Raw genomic sequence first — 14021 nt, forward strand, 5'->3', positions numbered from 1 at the left:
CTCGGCCGATGCGAACAGACCTGATCGAGCGCCTCCTGCGCGGCCTGTATTCAACCGTGTTGTACCTGCTGGTGCCGCTGACGATTTACCACCTGATCTGGCGTGGCTTTCGCCAGCCCAGCTACTTCCAGCGCTGGAACGAACGCTACGCCCGATATGGCGATTCTCCCCACACCAGCACCCTGTGGCTGCACGCCGTGTCGGTGGGCGAGGTCAACGCCGCCGTGCCACTGGTGAATGCGCTCCGCCGGGGCCGCCCGGACCTGCACCTGCTGGTCACCACGATCACACCCACCGGCTCGGAACGCGTGCGCGCGCTGTGGGGGCATGACGTGGAGCATGTCTACCTGCCGTACGACCTGCCCGGCGCAGTGGCGCGGTTCCTGCGCCACTACCGGCCGCGCGCGGGGCTGATCATGGAAACCGAGCTGTGGCCGAACCTGCTGTTCGGGTGCCGCGACCATGGGGTGCCGGCTTTCATCCTCAACGCGCGCCTCTCGGAGCGCTCGCTACGGGGTTACCGTGTGCTGGCGCCGCTGGTGTCGCGGGCGCTGCGCACGGTGAACACGGTGGCGGCGCAATCGATGGCCGATGCGATGCGCTTCGTGCAGCTCGGCGCGCGCTCCGCGCAGGTGGTCGACGTGGGCAACCTGAAATACGACGTGATGGTGCCCGATGGGCTGGAGAAATTCGCCGCGGAGTGCCGGGCGCACTGCGGTCGCCGACCGGTGTGGATCGCCGCCAGCACGCATGAGGACGAGGAGGCCGCGGTGATCTCCATCCACCGCCGGCTGCGCGAACGCTATCCGGACCTGTTGCTGTTGTGGGCGCCGCGCCACCCCGAACGCTTCCGGGTCGTCGCCGATCATTCGCGCGCATCCGGGTGGCAGGTGTCGACGCGATCACGCGCCCAGTGGCCCTCCGCCGGGGATGCCGTGTTCGTCATCGATACCCTGGGCGAACTGCTGCATTTCTACGCCTGTGCGGACGTTGCCTTCGTCGGCGGCAGCCTGCAGGACGTCGGCGGGCACAACCTGCTGGAGCCGGCGGCGGCGGGCACCGCCATCGTCACCGGTCCGCACCTGCACAACTTTGCCGAGATCTCGCGCCAGCTCGACGAGGCCGGCGCGCTGCTGATCGGCGCCGACCCGATGGGCGTGGGCGGCGCGCTGGAGGAACTGCTGGGCGATCCAGCAAAACGCCGGAAGATGACCGCGGCCGGACAGATGCTGGTGGAGTCAGGTCGTGGCGCGCTGGCCCAGACCCTGGTGCTGCTGGCTCCGGCCTTGGCAGCAGAAAAGCAGGAAGCAGCCTAGCGCTGGATCGGCGAGGTCACATCGGCCTCGGCGTTCACCGTCAACAGACGGTTGATGTTCTGCACGTCTTCGATATCCAGGGTGCCGGCGGCTTCCTCCAGCACGAGGCGCTGCTGCAGGTGGTTGTAGCGGGCCAGGGCGAATTCCTGCTGGGCGGTGAACAGGTTGCGCTGGTTCACGAGCACGTCCAGCACCGTTCGGGTGCCGACTTCCAGGCCGACCTGGGAGGCGTCGTAGGCGGCCTGGGCGGAGACCAGCGCCAGTCGCCGCGCTTCCACTTCGCTGACACCGGCAACCAGGGTCTGGTAGGCGTTGCGTGTGTTGCGTTCCAGCGCGCGCCGCTGCTGCTCGAGCTGGTCGCTGGCGACGTCACGCTGGGCGATGGCCTGGCGCACGCGTGACTGGGTCGCGCCGCCGGAGAAGATCGGCACCGATAGGGTGACGCCGACCTGCGGACCGCGGCTTTCGTTGTCGATCGGTCGGGTCGCCGAGCCTGGCAAGCCGGTCGCGCTGAAGGTGTTTTCACCCCAGGTCTTGCCGTCCGAGTAGCCGCCGCCCAGGTAGAGCGTTGGCCAATGGCCGGAGCGCGCGGTACCGACGTCGGCCTCGGCGGACTGGACCTGGAGCTGTTTGGCCCGCAACGCGGGGTTGTTTTCCATCGCGGTCTGGACCCAGCTGTCAGCGCCTTCGGCGACCGGCAGCTCGGGCTGGAAGTCCTGCGGCAGACCCTGCAGGTTGCGCACCGGAACGCCGGTGATCTCGGTCAGCGCCTGATAGGCGTCGGCCACGGCGTTGCGGGCGACGATGGTGTTGGCACGCGCGCTGTCGAACTGGGCACGCGCCTCGTGCACATCGGTGATCGGAGCCAGGCCGACCTCGAGGCGCTTGGACGCGAAGTCGAACTGCTTCTGCAGCGCCTGCTCGGCGGCTTCGGCAGCGGCCAGGGTTTCCAGCTGCACCAGTACGTTGAAGTAGGTCGCCGAGGTGCGCGTGATCAGGCTCTTGCCCGCGGCGTCGACCTGGAAGTCGCTGGCCCGCGCCAGGGCCCTCTGGCTGTCGAGCATGGTGAAGCGGGCGCGGTCGAAGATCATCTGGTTGATGTTGACGCCGAGGCGCCGGGTCGAGGTTTCGGTCTCTATATCGCCGCTGAAGCTGATCGGCTGACCGGTCACCGGGTCGAACTGGTTCTGCGTCGCGGGGCCCTCGCTGCGGCTGCGCTGGTACGACGCGGTCCCGTCGATCTGCGGCAGCATCGCCGCCCGTGCCTGCACTGCGCCCTCGCGGGTTGCCAGCCGTCCCGATTCGGCCGCGGCGAACTGCGGATCGCCGGCACGCGCCAGCTCGTAGGTCTGGAGCAGGTCTTCGGCCGCAACGGTGGCCGGCGCAAGCGCGACGACGAGGGCGAGTACGAGGGGGCGGGTGATCATGCGGAGTCCTTGCGATCAGAATTCGAAAGCGGGTACGGGTGCCGCACCGGCCAGATAGGGAATATCGGTCTCAAACAACGACTCGATACGCGATCCGTTGACGTCAACATGCACCACGACAGCTTCCATCACCGGCGGGCGGCCGCGCACGACGAGCATGCGTCCGCCAGGCTTGAGCCATTCCAGGAACGACATCGGGATGGTGTCCACGGCGCCGGTCACGCAGACCGCGTCGAACTGGCGGGCGGGACGGTAGGAGAACGCATCCGCGTGGACCACTTCGATGTTGGCGATCGCGCGTGCCGTCAGGTTGGCCAGTCCCAGGCCAGCGAGCTCGGCATGCTTCTCGATGCTGACCACGTCGCGCGCCAGGCGCGACAGGCAGGCGGTGAGGTAGCCGCTGCCGGTGCCGATCTCCAGCACGTCCTCATCGGGCTGCAGCAGCAGCGACTGCAGGATGCGGCCCTGGATGACGGGCTTGAGCATCACCTGACCCTGCGGCAATGGCAGGTTGGTATCGGCATAGGCCAGGTTGCGGTGCGCGGCCGGGACGAACGGCTCGCGCGGCATGGTTGCCAGCACGTCCAGTACGCGTGCATCCAGCACGTTCCATGGACGGATCTGCTGCTCGACCATCAAGTCCCTGGCCGCTGCGTAGTCAATCATGCTCATTGGATCGAATCCCGGGCTATACGTGTCAACCGCTTATTGTACCGGCGCCGCAGCCACAGCATCACTTCCGCGCGCCGGTAGGCGGAGTGCCGGAAGTCACCGCGACCAAGGTCACGTAGTCACTGCGGGCGGGTCGGCGACCCCGTAGGCACGCAGGAACATGTCGACCGCCGAGCCCAGGTGGGCGGGGACATCGTCCTCGGCGAGGCCGTCCAGGCCGAGCAGCAGCCGGGCATGGGCGTCGCCCTTGAGCAGCGCCAGCAATTGGCTGGCAGCACGGGAAAGCCCTGCCTCGTCGATGGGGTCCAGTCGCAACTCGCCGTCTTCGGCCCGGCGCTGCAGCAGCGAGGTCAATTCCTGGTTGATGCGTCCGGGGCCCGCGTCCCAGAACGTGCCGACGACCGGAGAGCCGGCGAGCTGGGGCGTCGAAAGCATGCGCAGGGCGGCAATGGCTTCGGGACTGCTGGCCATCGCGTGGAATGCGCGGGCGATCTGCAGCAGCCGCTCGCGCAGCTCGACGCGGGAGGAACGCTCGAACAGAGCGTGTGGCACCTGCTGCTCGCAATAGGACGCCACCGCCGCGGAAAACAGCTTTTCCTTGTCGCCGAAGTGGCTGTAGACCGTGAGTTTGGAGACGGTCGCGACGGCTGCGATCTGATCCATGCTCACGCCCTCGAAACCGTGCTGCAGGAACAGTGTGCGTGCCGCCTCCAGGATGGCAGCGCGCTTGGCCGGGTCCTTCGGGCGTCCGGGACCGACAGGACTGGACGGTTTTGACGTGTGCGGCGAGGCAGGTCCGGAGCCACTGTCGCCGCGTGAGCGCAAGTCGTTCATGGCCTAATACTAGACTGGGGAGTTTTATATTTATACAGTGCGTGCCACTCCAGCCTTCCGTTCCAGGAATCGATCCGACATGTGCAGACGTATCCGAACCGGTCGTTTCGCGTCCGTCAGGACCAATGCCGCCGTCGCACTGCTGGTGCTGCTTGTCGCCGCTTGCGGCCGGGGCGATGTGGAGCCCCAGCAAAAGCCACCCGTGCTGGTGGTGCTGCCAGGTGCGGGAGCCGCGACGGAAATGTCGCTGACCGGCGAGATTCGCGCGCGTGAGGAAAGTCCGCTGTCCTTCCGGATCGGCGGCAACATGCTCGAGCGGCGGGTCGAGGTCGGTGACCACGTCAGCGAGGGCGACGTGCTGGCGACGCTGGATCCCGATGACCAGCAGGCCCAGGCGAGTGCTGCGCGGGCCAAACTGGCTGCGCTGGAGGCAGACCTCAAAAGGGCGCGCGCCGACCAGGCCCGCTACGCGCAACTGGTCAAGGACCAGTTGATCAGCCGCTCCAACATGGATGCACAGAATGCCGCCGCCGAAGCGGCGCAGGGGCAGGTCAATGCGGCCCGCGCCGAGCTGCGCATGGCCAGCAACCAGGCCGGCTACAGCAAGCTGGTCGCGCCGGCCGACGGTGTGATCGCCAGCCGCCAGGCCGAGGCGGGGCAGGTCGTTGCCGCCGGACAGCCGGTCTTCACGCTGGCTGCGGACGGCGCGCGCGAGATCGTCTTTGCGGTGGCCGAGAACGCCAAGGATGAGGTACAGCCCGGCAAGGCGGTGCAGGTCGAGGTCTGGTCGCAGCCGGGCAAGCGCTGGCCCGGCACCGTGCGCGAAGTGTCGCCGTCGGCCGATCCCGCGTCGCGGACGTTCGCGGCCAGGGCCACCGTGGACGCACCCGAAGGCGCGCTGCAACTGGGCCAGAGCGCGCGGGTGGTGATCCCCACCAACGCCGCGGGCGGCGCGACGTTCAGCGTTCCGCTCACTGCGTTGCAGCGTCAGGGCGATGGCGTGGCGGTGTTCGTGGTCGATCGCGCCAGCTCCACCCTGAAGCTGCAGCCGGTGTCCATCGGTGCGTATGGCAACGACAGCGTGCCCGTGCTCGATGGCCTGGAAAAGGATGACTGGGTGGTCGCCGCCGGCGGTCACCTGCTGCGCGAGGGTCAGGAAGTGGCGCCGGTGGACCGCGACAACCGGCCACTGGGCAACTGACCGTGACGCGGTTCAATCTTTCCGCGTGGGCCCTGCGCCACCGCAGCCTGGTGGTCTACATGATGCTGGTGGTGGCGATCGCCGGCACCTTCTCCTACCTCAAGCTGGGCCGCAGCGAGGATCCGGCGTTCACCTTCAAGGTGATGGTGGTCCACACCGTGTGGCCGGGCGCGACCGCCGAACAGGTCGGCCGGCAGGTCACCGAGCGCATCGAGCGCAAGTTGATGGAGACCGGCGAGTACGAATTCATCCGCTCCTACTCACGCGCCGGCGAGTCGCAGGTGATCTTCGCTGCGCGCGACGCGATGCCGTCCTCGCAGGTGCCCGAACTGTTCTACCAGGTGCGCAAGAAGATCAGCGACCTGCGCCCGGAGCTGCCGGCCGACATCGTCGGTCCGTTCTTCAATGACGAGTTTGGCGACACGTTCGGCAACATCTATGCGCTGACCGGCGCCGGCTTTGATTACGCGGTGATGAAGGACTACGCCGACCGCATCCAGCTGGCCCTGCAGAAGGTGCCCGACGTCGGCAAGATCGAGTTGTTCGGGGTCCAGGACGAGAAGATCTGGATCGAGCTTTCCAACACCAAGCTGGCCACGCTGGGCGTGTCGGCGGCGGCGGTGCAGGACGCGCTGCAGCAGCAGAACGCCGTCGTTCCGGGTGGATTCTTCGAGACCGCCAGCAGCCGCGTGCCGGTCCGGGTCAGTGGCCAGTTCGAGTCGGTCGAGCAGATCCGCCAGTTCCCGATCCGTGTGGGCGATCGCAGCTTCCAGCTCGGCGACGTGGCCACGGTGGAGCGTGGCTTCTCCGATCCGGCGCAGCCGGGCATGCGCTTCATGGGTCAGGATGCGATCGGGATCGGCGTGGCGATGCGCGATGGCGGCGACATCCTCGCGCTCGGAAAGACGTTGGAAACCGAGTTCGAGCAACTGCAGAAAACCCTCCCGGTGGGCATGGCGCTGCACAAGGTGTCCGACCAGCCCGCGGCGGTCAAGGAATCGGTCGGCGAGTTCGTCCGCGTCCTGGCCGAGGCGGTCGGCATCGTGCTGCTGGTCAGCTTCCTTTCGCTGGGGTTCCGCACCGGGCTGGTCGTCGCGCTCTCGATCCCTCTCGTGTTGGCGATGACCTTCACGGTGATGGAGATCTTCGGCGTCGGCCTGCACAAGATCTCGCTGGGCGCGCTCGTGCTGGCGCTCGGGCTGATGGTCGATGACGCGATCATTGCCGTGGAAATGATGGCGATCAAGATGGAGCAGGGCTTCGATCGCCTGAAGGCGGCGGCGTTTGCGTGGGAGTCGACCGCGTTCCCGATGTTGACCGGCACCTTCATCACCGCGGCCGGCTTCCTGCCGATCGCGACCGCGGCGTCCAGCACCGGCGAATACACGCGCTCGCTGTTCGAGGTGGTGACCATCGCTCTGCTGGTGTCGTGGGTGGCGGCGGTGGTGTTCGTGCCGTTCCTGGGCGACAAGCTGCTGCCGCGCATCGAGCGCGGCGCGCACGGCCATCCGGCACCGCCCAAGCCCGGCTCGCTGGCGGCGCGCTGGCAGGCCCGGCGCCAGGCCTGGGCGAACCGGCATCCGGCATTCGCCGACGTGCTCGCCCCGCTGCCGCAGGATGCCGAACAACCGCACGATCCCTACGCGACGCGCTTCTACCAGCGCTTCCGCAGCTGGGTGGTGTGGTGTGTGCGCCATCGCTGGCTGGTGATCGTGGTCACCATCGCCGCGTTCGCGCTGTCGCTGCTGATGTTCCGCTTCGTGCCGCAGCAGTTCTTCCCGGAGTCGGTGCGCCCCGAGCTGATGGTCGACATGGAGCTGGCCGAGGGCAGTTCGCTGCGCGCGACCCGCGCCCAGGCCGAGCGGCTGGAAGCGATGCTGGCCGAGCGCGACGACCTGACCAATTACACCGCGTACATCGGTACCGGTTCGCCGCGTTTCTACCTGCCGCTGGACCAGCAACTGCCGTCGGCCAACTTCGCCCAGTTCGTGCTGATGCCCGAGAGCCTGGAGGCGCGCGAGGCGCTGCGCAGCTGGATGATCGACGAGATCGTGCCGCTGTTCCCCGACCTGCAGCTGCGCGTCACCCGGCTGGAGAACGGCCCACCGGTCGGCTATCCGGTGCAGTTCCGTGTCTCCGGCGAGCACATCGACCAGGTGCGCCGGATCGCCTACGCCGTGCGCGACGAGATCCGCAACAACCCGCACGTGGCCAACGTCAACCTGGACTGGGACGAGCCGGGCAAGGTCGTGCGCCTGCAGATCGACCAGGCACGGGCGCGCGCGCTGGGCATCACCTCGGCGCAGCTGTCGCAGGTGCTCAGCGGCTCGCTGTCGGGCATCCAGGTCAGCACCTACCGCGAGGGCAACCAGCTGATCGGCATGGTCCTTCGCGGCGGCGAGGATGAGCCGATCGCGCTGGATCAACTCTCCACCCTGATGGTGCCCACCGCCAGCGGCCAGAGCGTGCCGCTGGCCCAGGTCGCCACCCTGGAGTACGGCTTCGAGGAAGGCATCATCTGGCACCGCGACCGCAAGCCAACCATGACCGTGCGCGCCGACATCTACGACGGCACGCAGCCGGCGTCGGTAATGGCGCAGATCTCGCCGACCCTGGACGGGATCCGCGACGAACTGCCCTACGGCTACTCGGTGGACGTGGGCGGCAGCGTGGAGGACTCGGCCCGCGGCCAGGACTCGATTGCCGCGGGCGTGCCGCTGTTCCTGTTCGTCGTGTTCACCCTGCTGATGGTGCAGCTGCGCAGCTTCTCGCGCAGTTTCATGGTCCTGCTGACCGCGCCGCTGGGGATGATCGGGGTGACCCTGTTCCTGCTGGTGTTCCGGGTGCCATTCGGCTTCGTGGCGATGCTGGGCACCATCGCCCTGTCCGGCATGATCATGCGTAACGCGGTGATCCTGGTCGACCAGATCGAGCAGGACCGGCGCGACGGCCACGAGACCTGGGATGCGATCGTCGAGGCGACGGTGCGCCGTTTCAGGCCGATCGTGCTGACCGCGCTGGCCGCGATCCTGGCGATGATCCCGCTCTCGCGCAGTGCCTTCTTCGGGCCGATGGCGGTGGCGATCATGGGTGGACTCCTGGTGGCCACCGTGCTGACACTGCTGTTCCTGCCCGCGCTGTATGCGGCTTGGTTCCGGGTCAAGGTGCCCGAGTCTGGAACAATGCGACGGTGACCGACCCCTCTGACGGACGAATCCCATGACCCAGTCCCTACGCATCGCAATGGCCCAGTTCGACTTCGCCGTCGGCGCCGTGGATGAGAACGCCGACCTGATCGTGGAGCTGATCGAGCAGGCGCGTGACGACCACGGCGCCGACCTGGTGCTGTTCCCGGAGCTCGCGGTATCGGGCTATCCGCCCCAGGACCTGCTCATGCGGCCGGGGTTCCTGCGCGCCTGCGAGAACGCAATGGAACGGATCGCCGCGGCTGCCACCGGGATCACCGTCGTTGTCGGCTGGCCGGAGTCGGCCGGATCGGTGGTCTACAACGCGGCCAGCGTGCTGCGGGACGGCCGGATCGAGCAGACCTATCGCAAGCGCAAGCTGCCCAACCACGCCGGCTTTGACGAGCGGCGCTATTTCGTCGTCGATCCCGACGGCGGCGACTGCGTGTTCGAGGTCAACGGGGTCAAGCTGGGCCTGCTGGTCGGCGAGGACATGCTGTTCCACGAGCCGTTCGCCTCAACGGTCGGGGCCGGTGCGCAGCTGGTGTTGTCGATCAATGCGTCGCCGTTCGAGCACGACCAGCACGGCCGGCGTGACCAGTTGCTGGAAGATGCGGCGCGCGCCAGCGGCGTGCCGATCGCCTACGTCAACTGCGTGGGCGGCCAGGATTCGGTGGTGTTCGACGGTGCCTGCCTGGTCGCCGATGGCGATGGCTGCGTGCATCCGGCGGCGTCCGCCTTCACCGAGCAGTGGCTGGTGGTGGATTTCGAGGCCACCAGCAAGCGATTCCACCCGGTGCTGTGGCAGCAGGACGGCGACGAAAGCCGCGACGCCCTGGCCTGGCGCGCCGTGGTCAGCGCGACGCGCGACTATTACCGCAAGAACGGCTTCCAGAAGGCCTGGGTCGGCCTGTCCGGTGGCCTCGACTCGGCGGTCGTGCTGGCGATCGCGGTGGACGCGCTGGGCGCCGACAACGTCACCGCGGTGCGGATGCCCTCCCGCTACACCGTCAGCCTGTCCAACGACCTGGCTGCCGAACAGTGCGAAGAGCAGGGCGTGGAGCTGCTGAGCGTGCCCATCGAGAAGCCGTTCCAGGGTTATCTGGACGCGTTGGAGGACGTGTTCGAAGGCCAGGCGGTGGATACCACCGAGGAGAACCTTCAGTCGCGGATCCGCGGCGCGATCCTGATGGCGCTGAGCAACAAATTCGGGGGCCTGGTGCTGACCACCGGCAACAAGAGCGAGTACGCAGTCGGCTATTCGACCATCTACGGCGACATGGCCGGCGGCTTCGCCCCGATCAAGGATCTCTACAAGAGCGAGGTGTTCCAACTCGCTCGCTGGCGCAACACGGTGGGTGATCCGGTGGTGCCGGTCGGCGTGATCGAACGCCCGCCCTCGGCCGAACTGCGTGCCGACCAGAAGGACGAGGATTCGCTACCACCCTACGACGTGCTCGACGCGATCCTGCGCCGCTACATCGACCAGGAGCAGTCACGCGACGAGGTTGTCCGCGCCGGATTCGATGCTGCCGTCGTCGACCGCGTGCTGCACCTGGTCCGGATCAGCGAGTGGAAGCGTCACCAGGCCGCACCGGGTCCGAAACTGTCGCGGCGGGCGTTTGGTGGTGAGCGGAGGTATCCGATCAGTAATGGGTTTCGCGAGTAGGGGGGGCGCGGACAGAACGCTAACTTAGACGGTGCAGTGAGGTTTGCGGGACGGTGAAACCAACCGGCTTACGAGTGACGATCAGTTGTTTGGTCTGTGCCCAAAGCTCAGTGATCTAGTGATTTGCCACCGGCCATCTTTCTCTTGCCACACCAGAAGGAAGTCTGCCTTCCCTTCGCACTTGCCATTATCACTCTGGCAAAAACGGTGCGTGCCCTTCGCGATTGCGCCGAAGTCCTTCACGGGGAAAACCTCGAGCGTTCCCGGAATCAGTTCGCGTCTATAGTGGCTGCAGGCATATTTTTCCGTGTTCGCGATCATCTCGTCGCGCGTCCAGGTCACGCCGCCGGTGTCATGGTAGAACTCAACGTCAGGAGCAAAGTAGGAGGCGTGAAGCTTCAGCTGCTTGGGGTCACTGCAATGATTGAAAGCATCGAACATGGCTTTGTCCAGGCCGGTAACCTTGGTGAAGAGCGTGTCCTTGGAGCTGTTTGTTTCCTGCTGTCCGGATCCAGCGAACGCAGATGAAATCCCCAGGGTGAATGAGGCCAGATAGATCAGCAGAATCGATGACTGACGCTTCATGAATTTTCCCTTGACTGTGTTTTTGTGGATTAAGTACGTGCGTATCTGTCGCTGATCTAGTTTGCCGCCATCGCGCGAAGCAGGTCGACGTACTCGGGGTTGGCCCCAATCTGGGCGAGTATTGGCAAGACCACGCGATATCCCTCGTCGCTGTTGGTTAGGATCACCGTGCCCTTGCGGTTGTTCGCATCCCAGTAAGCCAGTGCAAAAGCACCGTCGTCGGCGCCTGTGTGCATGAAATAGCGTTGGCCATTGAGCACAAGCAGTTCCCAGCCCAGCGCGAAGCCTGCTTTTTCAGGACAAAGCTCTGACGGAATGTTCTTGCAGGTTTCTTCCCGGCGATCCGCTTGAATCATTCCACGTTCAGCGGCAATAGCCGAGCTCAATCCCTGATCATCCATCAGAGAGATCATGAATCTGGCGTAGTCCCGTGCAGTGGTATACAAGTCATCTGATGCAAGCGCGCGCTGCCTGATCGTTGGCAATTGCCACTTGCCGTCCGCGTCCCTGCCTTGCGCAATCGCTCGTGCGTCACTCGACTGTAGGGTGTAAGAGGTGGCTGACATGCCAATGGTCTTGAATACAAGCCGCTTTGCTTGCGCTTCCAAGCCAGCGCCAGTGCGCTTCCCAATGAATGCCGCGAGATATTCATACCCTTCCCCTGAATACCCGGGTGCCATGCCTGGGTCGCCCTCGAACTTCAGACCTTCGACGGGATCGCGCCAGTTCGGAAACCCTGTTTGATGGCTCAACGAGAGTCGAGGCGTCAGCAAGGTGGCTCTGGGATCATCGGCAATGTCCGGATCCACCCAGTACCGCGCCATCGACTCATCCAGGGTGAACCTTCCCTCTGAGATCAAGCGAAGCGTAACCTCGGCGGTAATTGGTTTGGTCAGCGAAGCGACGTTGTAGCGAGTATCAGGCGTGGCCGGCTGCCCCGGAGCCTGCAACCCGGCCGCCTGCAGAGCGACAATCCGATTTCCCTCAATCTGAGCTACGGAAACACTCGCGACGCCGGCATCTACAAGTATGGCCGGAAGTTCGGTCGCAAGCGCTTGATCGATGTTGGAGAGATAAGTTCTCTCTTGTGCTGTCACGGGAGGTTGATGCGCACTGCAAGCACTTATTCCAATCAACAGGAGACATAGCAATTGAAATCTTGAATTAGGCATTGGTCACCCTCGAGGAGCCTGATAGGTAACATCACCATCCGCGTTCTCAGAGCGAACCGCTGACAAGGCGAAAGTGAGCTCCAACACCGTGTTATCAGTAATAAGAGAATGGGTGGGTCGTGCCTGCAAGGTCGCAAGTTGCCGGACTCGTTGCAAGGCTTGTGCGACGAAACAGGAAATGGCGCGACGAAAGCAATGGAAAGACGCCTTTGTCGAATTTACGGTTGCCGATGATCGACCCATCTTCGCTACGGTTGACCCAGCACGGCTGATTTTGCGCTTCGCGAAAGATGACGCATAGGTGCTCGCATCAGCGCATAGACGCAAGAGATTGCCGACATGCGCTATGCACGTCGAAACGTATGGCTTGGTGGAGTATTCCGGTTCATCTGGGGTCATACTCTCTGTCGATGCCACGCGGGGCAATCACACGGCGCTGGTGGCGGTGGCAAATCCCCGTACTGCCTCTGGCCGGGTGAGTGTATACTCTCCCCCAGTATCCGAGACGCCACGTCATGCCGCACTCCCCCGAAGAAAAGAAACGTGTCCTGGCCAGGGTCCGCCGCGCGCGGGGACAGCTGGAAGCCCTGGAGCGTGCGCTGGAGGCGGGGGCGGACTGTGGGCCGGTACTGCAGCAGATCGCCGCGATCCGCGGCGCGGTCAACGGCGTAATGTCGCAGGTGCTGGAAAGCCATCTGCGCGAGGAGCTGGGAAGCCCTGCTGAGGATCCTTCACGCCGCCAGGCGGGCATCGACGATGCCGTGGCGCTGGTGCGCGCTTACCTGAAATGATTTGGAGAACGCCATGAAATCACGTGCCGCCGTCGCTTTCGAAGCCGGAAAGCCCCTGCAGATCGTCGAGATCGATGTCGAGCCGCCGCGCAAGGGCGAGGTCCTGGTCAAGATCACCCACACCGCGCTGTGCCACACCGACGCGTTCACCCTGTCGGGCGATGACCCCGAGGGCGTGTTTCCGGCCGTGCTCGGGCATGAGGGCGCGGGCATCGTGGTGGAGGTCGGCGAGGGCGTGACCAGCGTCAAACCGGGCGATCACGTGATTCCGCTGTACACCGCCGAGTGCGGCGAGTGCCTGTTCTGCAAGAGCGGCAAGACCAACCTGTGCGTCGCGGTGCGTGCGACCCAGGGCAAGGGCGTGATGCCCGACGGCACCACGCGCTTCTCCTACAACGGCGAGCCGATCTACCACTACATGGGTTGCTCGACCTTCAGCGAGTACACGGTGGTGGCCGAGGTTTCGCTGGCGAAGGTCAACCCGGAGGCCAACCCTGAACACGTCTGCCTGCTGGGTTGTGGCGTGACGACCGGTATCGGTGCGGTCCGCAACACCGCCAAGGTGGCCGAGGGCGACAGCGTGGCGGTCTTCGGCCTGGGCGCGATCGGCCTGGCGGTCATCCAGGGCGCGGTGCAGGCCAAGGCCGGGCGGATCATCGCCATCGACACCAACGCCGAGAAGTTCGAGCTGGCCCGGCAGATGGGCGCGACCGACTGCGTAAATCCCAAGGACCATGAGACACCGATCCAGGAGGTCATCGTCGAGATGACCGGTTGGGGCGTGGACCACAGCTTCGAGTGCATCGGCAACGTCAACGTGATGCGCGCGGCGCTGGAATGTGCACATCGTGGCTGGGGCCAGTCGGTGATCATCGGCGTCGCCGGTGCGGGCAAGGAGATCAGCACGCGGCCGTTCCAGCTGGTGACCGGGCGCAAATGGATGGGCACCGCGTTCGGCGGGGTCAAGGGCCGGACCCAGCTGCCCGGCATGGTGGAGGACGCGATGCGCGGCGATATCCAGCTGGCGCCATTCGTGACCCACACCCTGCCGCTGGAGCGGATCAACGAGGCGTTCGAGCTGATGCACGCGGGCGAGTCGATCCGCACCGTGATCCATTACTGATCGCGCAATCGATCCCTGCACCTGCGCCATCCTTCGCTACGAGGTG

The 14021-nt window shown here is 65.5% G+C and carries 11 protein-coding genes; 6 read left to right on the forward strand and 5 right to left on the reverse strand.

Annotation, left to right across the window (positions count from 1 at the left end; all coding sequences use genetic code 11):
- The first annotated feature begins 8 nt into the window (after window positions 1–8).
- The gene (gene waaA, locus INQ42_RS02035; protein WP_194034939.1) at window positions 9–1316 is read left to right on the forward strand and encodes a lipid IV(A) 3-deoxy-D-manno-octulosonic acid transferase; all 1308 of its coding nucleotides are present in this window, start codon (window positions 9–11) and stop codon (window positions 1314–1316) included.
- On the opposite strand, the gene INQ42_RS02040 is transcribed toward waaA, so the two are convergent.
- From INQ42_RS02040 to INQ42_RS02050, 3 genes are all read right to left on the reverse strand, one after another.
- Window positions 1313–2743, reverse strand: coding sequence for a TolC family outer membrane protein (locus INQ42_RS02040; RefSeq protein ID WP_194034940.1), 1431 nt, complete (start codon window positions 2741–2743; stop codon window positions 1313–1315). The genes waaA and INQ42_RS02040 overlap by 4 nt on opposite strands.
- A 15-nt stretch (window positions 2744–2758) precedes the next feature.
- Window positions 2759–3409 carry a protein-L-isoaspartate O-methyltransferase family protein gene (locus tag INQ42_RS02045; RefSeq protein ID WP_407070793.1) on the reverse strand — a complete coding sequence of 217 codons (651 nt, stop codon included), beginning with the start codon at window positions 3407–3409 and terminating at the stop codon, window positions 2759–2761.
- Between the two features lie 117 nt (window positions 3410–3526).
- On the reverse strand, window positions 3527–4249 hold the full coding sequence (locus INQ42_RS02050) for a TetR/AcrR family transcriptional regulator (RefSeq protein WP_194034942.1): 723 nt from the start codon (window positions 4247–4249) through the stop codon (window positions 3527–3529).
- Between the two features lie 79 nt (window positions 4250–4328).
- Here INQ42_RS02050 and INQ42_RS02055 point away from each other — a divergent pair, with 79 nt between their 5' ends.
- Genes INQ42_RS02055 through INQ42_RS02065 form a run of 3 tightly spaced genes read left to right on the forward strand, consistent with a single transcriptional unit; the run spans window position 4329 to window position 10304 of the window.
- Window positions 4329–5450 carry an efflux RND transporter periplasmic adaptor subunit gene (locus tag INQ42_RS02055; protein ID WP_194034943.1) on the forward strand — a complete coding sequence of 374 codons (1122 nt, stop codon included), beginning with the start codon at window positions 4329–4331 and terminating at the stop codon, window positions 5448–5450.
- A gap of 2 nt (window positions 5451–5452) precedes the next feature.
- Entirely contained in the window at window positions 5453–8644 is a 3192-nt protein-coding gene (locus tag INQ42_RS02060) for an efflux RND transporter permease subunit (protein ID WP_194034944.1), read from the forward strand.
- 25 nt (window positions 8645–8669) lie between these two features.
- On the forward strand, window positions 8670–10304 hold the full coding sequence (locus INQ42_RS02065) for an NAD+ synthase (RefSeq protein ID WP_194034945.1): 1635 nt from the start codon (window positions 8670–8672) through the stop codon (window positions 10302–10304).
- Between the two features lie 81 nt (window positions 10305–10385).
- Here the strand turns inward: INQ42_RS02065 and INQ42_RS02070 are convergent, their stop codons facing one another.
- Window positions 10386–10889: a nuclear transport factor 2 family protein gene (locus INQ42_RS02070; RefSeq protein ID WP_194034946.1), complete on the reverse strand. Its 504-nt coding sequence runs from the start codon at window positions 10887–10889 to the stop codon at window positions 10386–10388.
- Between the two features lie 56 nt (window positions 10890–10945).
- A complete protein-coding gene (locus INQ42_RS02075; RefSeq protein WP_194034947.1) occupies window positions 10946–11986 on the reverse strand; it encodes a serine hydrolase domain-containing protein in 1041 nt (346 codons plus the stop codon).
- 590 nt (window positions 11987–12576) lie between these two features.
- On the opposite strand from INQ42_RS02075, the gene frmR reads away from it, so the two are divergent.
- Both frmR and INQ42_RS02085 read left to right on the forward strand, forming a co-directional pair.
- Entirely contained in the window at window positions 12577–12852 is a 276-nt protein-coding gene (gene frmR / locus INQ42_RS02080; protein WP_194034948.1) for a formaldehyde-responsive transcriptional repressor FrmR, read from the forward strand.
- 13 nt (window positions 12853–12865) lie between these two features.
- The gene (locus INQ42_RS02085; protein ID WP_194034949.1) at window positions 12866–13975 is read left to right on the forward strand and encodes an S-(hydroxymethyl)glutathione dehydrogenase/class III alcohol dehydrogenase; all 1110 of its coding nucleotides are present in this window, start codon (window positions 12866–12868) and stop codon (window positions 13973–13975) included.
- Window positions 13976–14021: the final 46 nt, after the last annotated feature.

It is taken from the genome of Lysobacter avium (assembly GCF_015209745.1).
Taxonomy (GTDB): Bacteria; Pseudomonadota; Gammaproteobacteria; order Xanthomonadales; family Xanthomonadaceae; genus Novilysobacter; species Novilysobacter avium.

What these genes read in the sequence shown, in the direction of transcription:
- waaA (WP_194034939.1), top strand. Translation starts at nt 9, where the DNA reads ATGCGAACAGACCTGATCGAGCGCCTCCTGCGCGGCCTGTATTCAACC.
- INQ42_RS02085 (WP_194034949.1), top strand. Translation starts at nt 12,866, where the DNA reads ATGAAATCACGTGCCGCCGTCGCTTTCGAAGCCGGAAAGCCCCTGCAG.
- INQ42_RS02040 (WP_194034940.1), bottom strand. Translation starts at nt 2,743, where the DNA reads ATGATCACCCGCCCCCTCGTACTCGCCCTCGTCGTCGCGCTTGCGCCG.
- INQ42_RS02055 (WP_194034943.1), top strand. Translation starts at nt 4,329, where the DNA reads ATGTGCAGACGTATCCGAACCGGTCGTTTCGCGTCCGTCAGGACCAAT.
- INQ42_RS02065 (WP_194034945.1), top strand. Translation starts at nt 8,670, where the DNA reads ATGACCCAGTCCCTACGCATCGCAATGGCCCAGTTCGACTTCGCCGTC.
- INQ42_RS02070 (WP_194034946.1), bottom strand. Translation starts at nt 10,889, where the DNA reads ATGAAGCGTCAGTCATCGATTCTGCTGATCTATCTGGCCTCATTCACC.
- INQ42_RS02045 (WP_407070793.1), bottom strand. Translation starts at nt 3,409, where the DNA reads ATGATTGACTACGCAGCGGCCAGGGACTTGATGGTCGAGCAGCAGATC.
- INQ42_RS02050 (WP_194034942.1), bottom strand. Translation starts at nt 4,249, where the DNA reads ATGAACGACTTGCGCTCACGCGGCGACAGTGGCTCCGGACCTGCCTCG.
- frmR (WP_194034948.1), top strand. Translation starts at nt 12,577, where the DNA reads ATGCCGCACTCCCCCGAAGAAAAGAAACGTGTCCTGGCCAGGGTCCGC.